At 60.6% G+C, this 13,176-nt stretch carries 10 protein-coding genes; 5 read left to right on the forward strand and 5 right to left on the reverse strand.

Going from position 1 to position 13,176, the window contains the following annotated elements:
- Window positions 1–4: 4 nt before the first annotated feature.
- Window positions 5–1,768 (reverse strand): alpha-keto acid decarboxylase family protein, encoded by a 1,764-nt coding sequence (locus QQJ96_RS18040; RefSeq protein ID WP_284333415.1) that lies wholly within the window; start codon window positions 1,766–1,768, stop codon window positions 5–7.
- A gap of 751 nt (window positions 1,769–2,519) precedes the next feature.
- Here QQJ96_RS18040 and QQJ96_RS18045 point away from each other — a divergent pair.
- Complete coding sequence (locus QQJ96_RS18045; RefSeq protein WP_284333416.1) at window positions 2,520–4,166, forward strand: hypothetical protein; 1,647 nt, start codon at window positions 2,520–2,522, stop codon at window positions 4,164–4,166.
- Between the two features lie 31 nt (window positions 4,167–4,197).
- Here QQJ96_RS18045 and QQJ96_RS18050 read toward each other — a convergent pair whose 3' ends face one another.
- The gene (locus QQJ96_RS18050; RefSeq protein ID WP_284333417.1) at window positions 4,198–4,497 is read right to left on the reverse strand and encodes a hypothetical protein; all 300 of its coding nucleotides are present in this window, start codon (window positions 4,495–4,497) and stop codon (window positions 4,198–4,200) included.
- Window positions 4,498–4,588: 91 nt separating this feature from the next.
- Window positions 4,589–5,014, reverse strand: a complete 426-nt coding sequence (locus tag QQJ96_RS18055) for a hypothetical protein (protein ID WP_284333418.1) — start codon at window positions 5,012–5,014, stop codon at window positions 4,589–4,591.
- 361 nt (window positions 5,015–5,375) lie between these two features.
- On the opposite strand from QQJ96_RS18055, the gene QQJ96_RS18060 reads away from it, so the two are divergent.
- Window positions 5,376–8,306 carry a bifunctional diguanylate cyclase/phosphodiesterase gene (locus tag QQJ96_RS18060; protein WP_284333419.1) on the forward strand — a complete coding sequence of 977 codons (2,931 nt, stop codon included), beginning with the start codon at window positions 5,376–5,378 and terminating at the stop codon, window positions 8,304–8,306.
- 150 nt (window positions 8,307–8,456) lie between these two features.
- Here the strand turns inward: QQJ96_RS18060 and QQJ96_RS18065 are convergent, their stop codons facing one another.
- Window positions 8,457–8,720: a hypothetical protein gene (locus tag QQJ96_RS18065; protein WP_284333420.1), complete on the reverse strand. Its 264-nt coding sequence runs from the start codon at window positions 8,718–8,720 to the stop codon at window positions 8,457–8,459.
- A 137-nt stretch (window positions 8,721–8,857) separates the two neighbouring features.
- Window positions 8,858–10,444, reverse strand: coding sequence for a PAS domain S-box protein (locus QQJ96_RS18070; RefSeq protein WP_284333421.1), 1,587 nt, complete (start codon window positions 10,442–10,444; stop codon window positions 8,858–8,860).
- Between the two features lie 461 nt (window positions 10,445–10,905).
- Here QQJ96_RS18070 and QQJ96_RS18075 point away from each other — a divergent pair, with 461 nt between their 5' ends.
- The 3 genes from QQJ96_RS18075 to QQJ96_RS18085 all read left to right on the forward strand — a co-directional run bounded on the left by QQJ96_RS18075 (window position 10,906) and on the right by QQJ96_RS18085 (window position 13,114).
- On the forward strand, window positions 10,906–11,277 hold the full coding sequence (locus QQJ96_RS18075; protein ID WP_284333422.1) for a DUF2946 family protein: 372 nt from the start codon (window positions 10,906–10,908) through the stop codon (window positions 11,275–11,277).
- A gap of 196 nt (window positions 11,278–11,473) precedes the next feature.
- Entirely contained in the window at window positions 11,474–12,541 is a 1,068-nt protein-coding gene (locus QQJ96_RS18080) for a transporter (protein ID WP_284333423.1), read from the forward strand.
- 87 nt (window positions 12,542–12,628) lie between these two features.
- On the forward strand, window positions 12,629–13,114 hold the full coding sequence (locus tag QQJ96_RS18085; protein WP_284333424.1) for a peroxiredoxin family protein: 486 nt from the start codon (window positions 12,629–12,631) through the stop codon (window positions 13,112–13,114).
- Window positions 13,115–13,176: the final 62 nt, after the last annotated feature.

Consider the following 13,176-nt stretch of genomic DNA (forward strand, 5'->3'; position numbering starts at 1 on the left):
TGTTTCATTCGCTGCCGAGGCGATACATCTGGCCGGGCAGATCCTTTTGCGGTATGACAACTTCGACTAGCACGGGCTTGTCTTTGATCGCAGCGATGCGGGGCAGCTCGGCCTTCAGCGCGTCGACCGTTTCCACCCGGATGCCTTCGGCGCCGAAAGCTTTGGCCAGCGCGAGGTAGTCCCAACCGGGCAGGATGTCGAAGGCGTCGAAGCGGTGCTTCGGGCCGGGTCGGAACGCGGCCATGTCCACGTAGACCTGTTCGATGGCGTAAACCTGGTTGCTCATGACGAAAATCACCGCGTTGAGCCTATTGCGGGCCAGCGTGGACAGCGACTGGCAAACCATCATGAAGCCGCCGTCGCCGGCTACGGTCCAGGCGCGCTTGCCGCTGCCCAGTTGTGCGCCGGCTGCGGCGCCGGTCTCGAAGCCGATGCATTGCCACGCAGCCGATGCGATGAAGCTGCCCTGCGACAGGCCGTAGCAATTGGTGGCGACATACATCGCCGAACTGACGCCATAGGTCATCACGATGTCTTTCAGCAGTTTATGGTCCTGCAGGAATTTCATCGTGTGTTCGAAGAAGCGATTGTAGGTAATGACTTGCGACTTGGCGTCGTAGGCCGGGTCGGAATTGCCGGCCCACGGCTGTGGGTATTTCGGCTGCGGCGGCGCCTTGGCCTTGATCGGATAGGCGTCGCTCGCCTTGAACTTCGCCAGCAGGGCCTGCATGAAATCCTGCATCGTCACATCACCGTATTTGAAATAGCCGGCACGGATGCCGGCCGTATCGGCCAATACCATGTCGGCGTATTTGCTCTCGATGAAGACGAGATAGTCGTCGGTAAGGATGGTGCCCAGGGTCAGCACGCAATCGGAAGCCTGGACGACTTCGCGTACCGATTCGATCGACGCGGCATCGGAGTAAGTTCCGATGAACTTGTCGCCCTTCTCGTCCAGCACGGTCTTGCCGAGCGAAGTGGTGGTGTAGAGAAATCCGCTGGCGTCGATGATCTGCTGCAGCAACTCTGACAGGCCAAAGCGCAGGATCTCCACACCGGCAAAGATCAACGGCTGCTTCGCCTGCGTGATCTGCGTCCAGGCCTGATCCACCGCGTTACGTAGCGCCAGCTCCGGGCTGTGGGTAACGCGTGGTTTGAGCGCTGTCTTGGGCGGGCGCGAACACGGCTGGCCCCAGACTTCCTTGTAGCAGGCGATATACACGGGGCGCTTTTGGGTGATCGCATCGATCAGCAATTCGTCGATTTGTTCGGCGGCGCCCACATTGGTGCTGAGCGTGATTGCCCTGACCGTCACGTTCTCGTAGACCTTCCGATCCGCATCGAGGTCGCCGGTGGAATGATGAAACAACACGTCATACATGTCGGTGATATCGCGCATGTCGGCGCCTGGCGTGGCGCTGATCACCACGATCGGGCTACGCTCGACCCACGCGCCGGCGATGGCGTTGAGCGCGCTGTAGGTACTCACACCAAATTGCAACGAAACCGCTGCAAGGCCGCGGGTGCGCGCATATGCATCGGCGGCGTAAGCGGCATCCAATTCATTGATCGCGCCGATCGTGTTGATGCCGTCGAAATGCTCCAGTGCCTGGGTGAAGTGCTTCACATAATCGCCGGGAATCTGGAAAACGTCGGTGACGTTGAGCTGCTTGAGGCGGGTGAGCAGGTAGTCGGCGACGGTGAAGCCGGTACCGGCGGCCGGCCCTGCGGCGAAGAGCGACTTCTTCGAGAGGGCGCTGTGTGTCATGGCGATTCCCCTGCCCGGCCCTTACCTCGATCAGCAAAACGGATCAGTTTGAAAGCCACAGCATCACTCCTTCAATCAATGAAAGGACTTTCCTGGGCAAGGTGTGCCAGCTACATGCGTCGCGCTTCTATCGAGGACCCATACCGAGCGATTGAACGCAGGCGAATACCCCGCCCTTCGCCTCATGGCGAGCGGCAGCGCCCACGGCAAGACCTCACCGCTATGCGCAGATCACGCACAGCACCAGGCCACACGCTGAAACACTACTTAAGACGGAAGACGCATCTTTCTGCGTTGCATAAATCCCTGCCCCTGTTTCCTGTAAAAAAACCCCATCACCCGTCACATTGCGCAGACAGGCCGGCGGAGTGTGCGATCGAATATGTGATGATCATGTCTTTTCGACGTTAGGCTTGCGATAAACACCAAGCCATATTTCTCCAGTAAAACGAGGAGATCTATGTGCCTTGCTCAGCATGGCCACTGATCGACCTGGATGGGCAGGCTCCCCATCGGCTTCGCTTTGCGCGAGGAGATAGGCAAGAGCGTTGGACGGCTAATCAAAATAGGGCCTGGCGCTTTTACCGCACGAAATTTTTTACACAAAGTGATTGCGTACCGATATCATCGCGCACGGCGTATTGGGAGTAACAGGCGCGCCGCGCGACATGGGTCCTTTGCCTTGGGGGGCACTGACCTTGTCTTAAGCAGCTGAATTCCAAGGGAAATCATTCCAGCAAGGGGGCTAGGAATGTGGAACAGACAAGGTTGGTCGATGCTTTGGCAGGTGGCAGTGGTGGTGGGCTATGTGGCCCTCTATACGCTGCTTCGCCCGCTATCGGATGCTCACTGGCAGCTGACGGCCGGGCTTCGCCTGGGGGCGTTGCTGCTGCTTCCCTATCGCTACTGGATCGCGCTGGCCATCGGTGACACGGTCACCAATGCGTATCAGAGTTACCTCGATGCACCCCGATTTGGCGTTCCTTGGGCAATTACCAGTAGCCTGCCCCTAATTGCCTTTGCCATGCCGGTGGTCTGGCTATGCCGGGAGCGGCTGGCCCTGTTCCCTTCCAGGCGGCTGGTTAACTTTCCCATCCTGCTGCTCTGTGCGCTGCTGGTTTCGGGCATCTGGTCGCTCGTCAAGCAGGCCGCCATTGTGCTGGCCAAGAATCCGGGCGTCGAAATCACGCCGATGATCTTGGCCTACCTGTTTGTCGGCGCTTATGTCGCCCTGCTGACAACCATTCCCTGGGTGGTCATCGCCAAGCTTGATTACCACTCGGGTACGCCGTGGAAGCGGCTGCGCGGGTTCATGCGCGGCTCTTTGATGCTGGAGACGGCCGGCCTGCTGATACCGATGCAGCTCATCTTGTCCTGGCTCGCCTTCCACGGCGACTGGGACAAGCCGGTCTACTGCCTTTTCATGTTCATGCCGGTCGCCTGGTTGACACTCAAGCATGGCTGGCGTGCCGCGGTGCTCGGCGGAACGTTCGTGGTTGCCTGCATCTGCGTGTTGATGAACTACGGCACGCCGGACCCGATGGTCTTGCAAGTCCAGGCCATCATCGCCTTCGCCATCACATGCCTCATTGCGATGGGCGTGCGCATCTCCGCCATGCATCAGCGGGAGGAACGGCAACGCATCGACGTCAAACAAGCGATGCGGCTGGCCAGGCAGAGCCTTTACGTGGGCGAGATGCGCCTGCGCCAGGCCTCCGAAACCCTGGAACACGTCAGCGGCGAGATGCAGGTCAGCCAGAATCGCCTGCTCCATCGTTTCCAGACGATGCTGCCGGCCAACGAAAGCCGGATGTATTCCAATCAGGTCGCCACGCTGCGAGAAAAGGTGCAGCAAATCGCCAGCGCCATGCACCCCATTGCCTGGCGGCGCAAGGATTTACCCGCAGCGCTGCGCGAGAACATCGGCGATGCGTTGAATGCATCGGGCATCACCTACAGCTATCAAATCAAGGGCCTCGGCTTCGGCTTCGGCATGCACTCCTCGGACCTGCATACCGCGATTTACCGGTTGGCGTGCGAGTCGGTGGTCTACGTTTGCGCACATATGCGCTGCTCTCACCTCCGCCTGACCTTGCGCGGCGTTCAGATCGCCGATCATCGCCTGGTCGTGCTGCGCGTCGAAGGGGCCTTGGGCTCTCCCGTCATCGGCGATCTGCTGTTTGAAGAAATCCCAAGCGACCGGCTGGCCCAGAAGCTGGGAGCCACCGGGCTGGAACTGGTCGAACTGAAGGATCACGCAAGCTTGTTCAACGGCGAGCTGCACACCCGCATCAAGGGCGACAAATTGCGCCTTACGTTCCTGCTGCGGGATATCCCGGAAATGGAGCAGGAGCGCTTGTCCACGCTCGCCGCCCCAATGCGCCTATGGGCTCATTAACCGCGCGTAGGCTGGGATGAAAATCCCAGCATCACGCATTGGCAAGAGTATGAAACGGTTTGGGCGGCGCCGTGCCCTCCGCCGGCAAGGCGCCGATCGCCATGTCCCGCGCGGTACGCGCAAGTATCACGCCCCTGACAAAGGCCTCCTTGGCCGGGCCAGGATTATCCGGCGCCTGGACTACGGCGAGAAAAAACGTGTCATACAGGCTGCGCAGCTTCTCGGCGTAGGCATCGCTGATGATGTCGGCATCGGCCCTGGATGTGTTCGGCATTACCTGCTCCGCATTGGCGATAACGCAGGACTTATACACCAGCCATGCTCTTTTCATGCGACTTTGCCCCCTCGCCTCTCTCCTCCGGGAAGAGCGCGGATGCTGGGATGATAATCCCAGCATCCGCGTGGTGACGGGCCCGAGTGCTTCAGTTCTGTCCCGGCATCGTCTTGAGCTGCTTGTCCACATCGCCGCTGTTGAGGTTGCCCAGATCGCTCGGCCACTTATTGCCATTGCCCGTCGAGCCCGTCAAGGAACGGACGAAGTGCCCGTTCTGATCGAAGACGAGCATGGTGGAAAACGTCTTTACCACGCGCTTGGGGATCTTCGTGCCGGTGGTCGGAGTGCCGTCGTCCGCCAATTCCTCATGCTTGCTCAGGTATTGCAATTGCTGGCCGCCATCGGCGGTGCGCGCGACCAGCAACGGCTGGCCCAAGGCAGCCTCGGCCTGGGCGATGGTCGTCACGCCCGGCTGGAATGATGCGATCGTAGTCGCATCGACCTTGGTCTCGGAGGTGGTGGCACAACCTGCAAGCAATACCGCAGCCATGACAGCTGCAACAGCCTTGTTCATCTTTACTCCCCTTATCTTCCTGCGATGAATTCCTGAGTCGATCATGCTCGGCCAAAGCCGAGCAGCCGCGCGCATGTATGAAGTCATGCAAGTAAACCAATAATCCCGCGTAGTTCAAAAATCGAGAGCCAATTCCCGCAAAAATTTGCTTGCAGCAGGCTTGGGGATGGTCATGGAGGCGCGGGCGGCGGCCACGGCGGGACCTTCCACGACCCGCGCGAGGGCCGGTAAAGCTATCAAGGATTTAGCCGATACATTGACAAAGCCACGGCAGCAATGTCTTTATTAGCCAAAAGGGGTTCACGTTGCCTGCACTCCACATACCCACTGATAGGTGAGCCATAACGGCAGATTGGTGGCCATGAGCCTGAGTCTTCCTGTCCCTGTCCTTGCTTCCAAAGAGCCGGAGAACACGGTCTGGCTCGGCTGCCTTATCGAGGCCGAAACGCCTGGCGAAGTCTGTGCACTGATCGAAACGTTGCTGCATGCGCAGCCCCATTGCCTTCGGGCCAAGGTGCTGATGCCCGGTCAAGCGGAACCGGCAGGCTCGGCCGATGCGCAAGAAACCGAACTGGCCCGGGACGCGCTGCAGGCCGCCGACGGCGTAAGCCTGTCTGCCGACGGCAGACACCATGCGCTGGTCCTGCTTCCAGCCCAACGCGTAGTGCTGCTGCTTAGCATGACCATCGAGGGTTCGGCCAAGGCGCTGCTCGCCAAGTTGGGGTCGTACCTGCAGTTGGGCGTGCGCCAGCTGCATCACACGATCAAGCTGGCCGAACTCCACGATTCGCACAGCCAGTTGGAGCATTCGGAAAATTTGCAGCGTGCACTGTTCTCGATCTCCGAGCTATCCAGTTCGGACGTGGACATGCCGGACATGCTTGAGGAAATCCACCGCATCGTCAGCGGGCTGATGTATGCGGAAAATTTCTTCATCGTCCGCTACGACGCGGAGCGCGATTGCATGCGGTTCCTGTATTACGCGGACGCCCAGGACCAGGACAAGCCTGAAACCAATCGCGACCTGCACATGGATGACCGGCAACACACGCTCACCTGGTATCTGCTTACCCGGGGCAAGCCGCTGATGGGCAGCAACGAGCAATTGCTGCAGCAAGTGAACGGCCCGCTGGTGATTGCCGGCCCCGACAGCGACGACTGGCTGGGCGCGCCGATACTGCGCGAAGGCCAGGTGCAAGGCGCCCTGGTGGTGCAAAGCTATGGAACCGGCATCGTGTATTCGCGCGAGGACCTCGCTTTGCTGGAATTCGTCGGCAACCACATCCTCACCGCGCTGGAACGCAAGGAAAGCAAGGATGAACTGGAACGGCGCGTGCGCCAGCGCACCGAGGAGCTTGCCGAAGTCAATCGCGGCCTGCGCCAGGAAGTGCGTGAACGGCATCGCGCCGAACGCTTGCAGGAAGCCTTGTTTCAGGTAGCGCAGCTGGCCACCGCCGACATCGACGAAAACACTTTCTACGAGCGCGTGCACATGGTAGTGGGACGCCTGCTGGATGCAAAAAATTTCTTCATCGCCTTGCTCAGCGACGACCGTAGCAAACTGGAATTCCCCTATTACATGGACGCCGGCATACGCCATGAGCTGTCACGCCCCGTCGGCCGTGGCATGAGCGAATATGTGCTGCGCCGCGGCCAGCCATGGTCGGGCACACGCGAAGACATTATCGCGCTGACCCACGCGGGCGAAGTGATACCGCACCACATCGGCGAACCATCCGCGTGCTGGCTGGGCGTGCCGCTGAAAGTGGACGAGGCAGTGATCGGGCTGGTCGCCGTGCAAAGCTACGAAACCCAGACCGCTTACGGCGCGCCCGAGCAAGAGCTGCTGAGCTTCGTCGCCTTGCAGATCGCCAACAGCATTTATCGCCGCCGCTCGGCGGCCGCGTTGCATCTGGCCAATCTGCGACTGGAGAATCGGGTGGAGGAGCGCACCCGCGAGCTGCGTGCCGAAATCCAGCGGCGCGAGCAGATGCAGCAGCAGCTGCATCATCAGGTGATGCACGATCCGCTCACCGGCCTGCCCAACCGCGGCTATCTGCGCGAACGGCTGGACCGCGTGCTCAACCGCATCCAGAGCGATCCGAACCGCCGCTGCGCCCTGCTGTACATCGACATCGACCGATTCAAGGTCATCAACGACAGCCTGGGCCATCTGGCCGGCGACGAGTTCCTGAAGGCGGTCGCGGTACGCCTGCTTACGCATGTGCGCGAACCCGACATGGTGGCGCGGCTTTCCGGCGACGAATTCGCCATCCTGCTGGAGTACATCGAAAACATCGATACCGCCACCATCATTGCCGATCGCGTGCTGCAAGCCGTGGCCACACCGCTGCGCATCTCCGGCAAGGAACTGGAACCATCGGTGAGCGTGGGTATCGCCTGCGGCGACGCCAGTTACCTGGATGCGGACGAATTGATCCGCGACGCGGACATGGCGCTCTACCAGGCCAAGGAGCTGGGCCGCAAACGCTTCGCCGTGTTCGACGAAGCGCTCGCCAAAGGCATGGTGGACGTGCTGGCAATGGAAAGCGAATTGCGCAAGGCGCTGCGGCAGAACGAATTCGAGCCGTATTTCCAGCCGATCTGCCGGCTTGGCGACGGCAAGGTAGTGGGCTACGAAGCGCTGATCCGCTGGAACCACCCCCAACGCGGACTGCTGCGTCCGTCGGATTTCGTCAAGATCGCCGAGGACAGCGGCCTGATCGAAGCCATCGACTGGCGCCTATTCGAACTCAGCTGCCGCTTGCTGACGCAGCAAGCGCCTTCGGAGCTGTTCATTACCTTCAACGTGTCGGCCTTGCATCTGCGCCACGCCGATTTCGACGTGCGCATCCTCAAGATGCTCGAACGCACCGGCCTGGCTCCATCCCGGCTGGTCACCGAAGTCACGGAAGGCGCGCTGCTGGACAACCCCGAAAGCGTGCGCGCCGTGCTGGAACGCCTGCGCAGCGTGGGAGTAGGCGCCGCGCTGGACGATTTCGGCACGGGCTACTCGTCGCTCAGTTATCTGCACTCCCTGCCCTTGCGCATGCTCAAGATCGACCGCGCGTTCGTGCAGGAACTGGACAAGGCCGGCAGCAGCAACAGCACCACCGTGGTAGCGGCGATTCTCGCGCTGGCGCATGCGCTCAATATCCAGGTCATTGCCGAAGGCATCGAGACACAGGCGCAACGGGATGCGCTGGTGAGCATGGGCTGCGAGATGGCACAAGGGTATTTGCTGGGGAGCCCGGCACCGATGGCGCATTGGATGGCGGGACAAAAGACTTAAGGCCCTTGCTTCATCGTCATTCTGGCGAAGGCTCGGAATGACGATCCTGCGTCCCATCTCGCTATCCGCTATGACCTGCAACACGGCCAGCCTGGACGTGCCTTCGTAAAACGGATGTGGCTACCCCGTCATGGCGAGGGCGAGTTGGCATCAGACGTGCAGTTTGCCGTTATCGTGCTGACGCTTTTCCTTCACTTCGCGCAATAGCTCCAGGACATGCGCGCGTTGTTCGCGGCGCTTCTGCTCTTGTGCGGCAAGCAATTCCTGCCGTCGCGTCATATGCGCGGGTGCTTGGGTGGTTTTCTTCGCCGTCGCGTTGACCAGATGGCTGAAGTAATCCGACCACGCGCGGAAATGCCACAAGGAATGGGTCGAGCCCGGAGACCTAGGATGGATTGAGCCAGGGGTGTTCATGGAACGGCCTCCACACGGACGGTTGCCCGCAGCAGCATTGCGCTGCCCGGACATTAAATGTGCACTTAGCTTCGTTAGCGCCCCGTAATGCACCGCGCTGGAATCGCTAACGGACCCCAAACATCCGCCCAGGCGGCTCAGGCCTGTACGCTCCGGTCGTCCATGGCTTTCGTAATGGCCTCCGCCAGGTCCGCGCGGTCGTACGGCTTGGCCAAACGCGTGGCGCCGTCGCTGAGGTCGGTCGGGATCTCCGCGTAACCCGTTGCCAGCACTATGGGAAGCGCTGGCCAGCGGATATTGACCTCCTCCACCAGTTGCGCACCGGTCATGCCCGGCATGGCGTGGTCGGTGATCAGCAAGTCCACGCGATCCTGATTTTCAAGCACCCGCAGCGCCTCTTCCGCCGACGCCAGCTCGATGACCCGGTGGCCCTGGTCTTGCAGTACAGCACCGGTGATGTTGAGAACGAGCGGATCGTCGTCCACCACCACGATGTGCAGAGGACGCGGCACATGCACCGGGTTCACCAAGGACAACTTCGGCGTGCCGACAACCGGTGCGGCGGCCTCCGACTTCACGCTCGGCAACCACATTTCCACGCGCGTACCGAAGCCCTTGCTGCTCTTGATCACCAGGCGCCCGCCCGACTGTTCGGCCAGTCCGTGCACCATCGACAAGCCCAGACCGGTGCCTTTGCCCACACCCTTGGTGGTGAAGAAGGGTTCGGTGGCCTTCAACAGGGTTTCCTCATCCATGCCGTCACCCTCGTCGGTGACGGAAAGACAGACATAATCACCAGGCTCCAGGCGCGTGGAATGGCTGGTGTCGATGGTGACGTTGCGCGCGGCAATGGTCAGCTCGCCGCCCTCCGGCATCGCATCGCGAGCATTCACGGCCAGGTTCATCAGCGCCAGTTCCAGCTGATTGGCATCGGTCTTCACCGCATTGAGCGCAACCGGAAACAAGGTAGTGATGTTCACCAGCGGCCCCAGCGAGCGGCGCAGCAGCTCGGTCATGTTCGCCACCAGCGAAACGATGTCGACCCGCGCCACGCGCAGCTCCTGCTTGCGCGCGAATGCCAGCATGCGCTGCGTCAAGGCCGCACCGCGCTGCACGGCCGACTGCCCGTTCTGGACTAGCTTGCGCAACTGCGAATCCTGGGGAAGCTTCAGGTCCATCATGTCCAGGCAGCTCTGGATCACCATCAACAGATTGTTGAAATCGTGCGCCACCCCACCGGTGAGCTTGCCGATGGCCTCGGTCTTCTGTGCCTGGAACAGCGCTTCGCGCGCACGGTCCAATTCCATGGCCGCGTTGCGCTGTTCGGTCACGTCGCGCGAGATCTTGGCAAAGCCAACCAGCTCGCCGTCGTCATCCAGAATGCGATCGACCACCACGTGCGCCCTGAAGCGCGAACCGTCCTTGCGCACGCGCCATCCTTCGCTTTCCACGCGCCCCTCCGCAGCGGCTTGCATCAGATTGGTCTGCGGCAAGCCGGCGTCGCGATCGGCTTGGGTGTAAAACGTGGAAACATGCTTGCCAACGATCTCCTCGGGCTGGTAGCCCTTGATGCGCGCGGCACCATGATTCCAGCTGGCTACGTGGCCATCCCTGTCCAACATGAAGATCGCATAGTCGGTAATCGACTCGATCATCAAACGGTATCGGTTTTCATCGACCGAAGGGCTTAAAGCCGCGTTGGATTTCGGAGGTAGGTTTGCCATGCGCGTTCAACCATCAATCGATTGAAATGTGAAAGCCAAATCAAAACTCACCACTTCGGTTGATCCTGCCTGCCGGCAGAAAACGCCGAATGCTTGTCGTTTTCGATTAGCACATCCCCGATTGTGTACCGCAAGCAAGCTCGGCGAAAGTCCCACGCACCCATTTAAAGCAATTCGCAAGAGAGCCAGGCAGCTGCGATTCACGCATGCATAACGATTGCTCATTGCAATGCACAAGATGACGATGGCACCGAGGCGAGAAAAAGCATTTACTTCACGACAAAACTACATAATTAAAACGAATCGAAGGCACCGGGTTACCACTTACTGGGCAGCTACCGGAACACCGAGCAAGGCTTGAGCACTGCCTTGTGGCAAATCGAAGCAGGCATGGCGAATGCCTGTCCCCCTGAAGCGCGTGCTAACCTTATGGGCCTGACCCATCCCCCAGGGGGGGACTCGTGCTGCAAGGCAAGCACCCGCTTCGACACGTGACGTGGCTGGCCATGCTGGCCATGGCGCTGATCGTGGTGATGCCGGTGCTCGCACGAACCCTGCCGATGGCGTCCCTAGCCGGCATCGCCGGGGACTGCCCCGTGCACCAGGCCGCACACAGCAGGCATCCAGCTTCCCCGCATGCTCCGGTTGACCCAACCGAACGCTGTGGTTATTGCACACTGCTCAATCACAGCCCACCGCTTGCATCCGGCGCGGTCGTTCACGTTGCTCCCGCGGCACCCATTGCAGCCATTGCACGTAGCCACCGAATCGGCGAGAAACCCGCGCTGCCGCGGCTGAGCGCCGACCCGCGCGGCCCGCCAACCGTCGCCTGATACGACGGCAACGCATGCACGATCTCTTTCGCGCATGCTTTTGCTACCCACTCCATACCGCTGAATGGCGCCTGCGACGAATCGCAGGCCGACATTTGCTGCGGCTATCGCCGTTGATGTCGCCCTGCTTGCGTCACGGCAGCAGTAAAGGATATCCATTGCAATGAGCCTTCGAAATTCCATGCTCGCAGCGAGCATGCGATCGCGTCAGCAGCTGCGGCGTCATGCTGCGCTCGCTGGCCTGATTGCCAGCTGCGCCATGCCACAGCTGGCGCATGCCTGCGCCACTTGTGGCTGCACGCTCAGCACCGACGCCGCCACCGGTTATTCCACGATGAGCGGCTGGCGCATCAACCTCGATTACACCTATATCGACCAGAACCAATTGCGGCACGGCAGGGGCAAAGCCACAGCGGAGCAAGTGGTGAATCAACCAGCCAATCCGGCGCTGGGTGGCGGCGAAATCGAGAAGAGCACGACCAACCGCTATATCAACCTTACCGCGATGTATCGCTTCAACGCCGACTGGGGCGTGAACTTCATCGTGCCGTACGTGATCCGCGATCACAGCACCTACGGCACGCAACTGCAGCCCTATACGTCGACGGAAACTGCGCCAGACCAGCTCAGCAGCACGCATGTATCCGGCTTGGGCGATGTCAAGATCCTCGCCGGTTACCAAGGCTTTCTGCCCACGCACAACCTGGGCGTGCAGTTCGGCGTAAAACTGCCGACAGGAAATTACGGCGGGCAGTCGGCCGATGGCAATCTGGTCGGCCGTCCCGTCACCTTCCGCAACGGTCCGGGGCTCGGGCAGTCGCTCGACACCGACCTGCAGGCCGGCACCGGCAGCACCGACTTGATCATCGGCGGGTATTACTATCAGCCGGTAAGCCAGGATTTCGATGCCTTCGCCAGCGCGCAATTCCAGGCGGCGGTCAAGGAAAACCTCAACCGGCCCGGCGCCGATTACCGCCCCGGCAACCTCACCACCGTGAGCGTTGGCTTGCGTTACGAAGCGCATGCGAACTGGGTGCCGCAGGTGCAGCTCAACTGGTCGCATAAAATGGCCGACCAAGGCTTTCTCGCCGACGTACCCGATACCGAGGGTACAGTGGCTTACCTGAGCCCCGGTTTCAGCGCCAGCTTGAGCAGGAACCTGCAGGTATACGCTTTCGTGCAGGTGCCGATCTACAGCCATCTGCATGGGTACCAGTTGTTTCCCGGATGGACTGGGACGGTTGGCGTGAGCATGAAGCTTTAAGCCCTTGCTCCCTCAAAAAAGCGAAAAAACGCGGTCCTATCGATGTCCAGATTTCTAATTACTTATCTAAAGAAGACATGCATCACGATGATGCTATGTCTTCTCGCTCAGGCCAGCTTCGCCAACGACTTGGTCGTCGGCCAGCCTGCGCCGCCTATCGGCTTGCACACGCTCGATGGCAAGCAGATCGACTTGCGCGACCTGCACGGCAAGGTTGTCATCCTCACCTTCTGGGCGACATGGTGCGGCCCATGCCGCGAAGAACTGCCCCTGCTCTCGCGCTATGCCAGTGAGCATGCGAAACAGGGCCTGGTCGTGCTCGGCTTCAGCCTGGATGGGCCAGAAGATCTGGACCAGGTGCGCAAAGTAGCAGGCAGCCTCGATTTCCCGGTGGGTCTGCTTGGCGATCCGCACGTGCCCGGCTACGGACGCATCTGGCATCTGCCGGTGAATTTCACCATCGACCGCGACGGAAAACTCATCGACAACGGCTGGAAAGACAAGCCGCCAGAGTGGACGCGGGAACGGCTCGATCGAATCGTCACGCCTTTGCTAAGTGATGCGGCGCGCTAAGGATGCTCTGATCTATTCCACGTGCCCGGCATGACGTCCAGAAGGCCCGCAGGGCGTGCCGC

It is taken from the genome of Dyella flagellata (assembly GCF_030160275.1).
Lineage (GTDB): Bacteria > Pseudomonadota > Gammaproteobacteria > Xanthomonadales > Rhodanobacteraceae > Dyella_B > Dyella_B flagellata.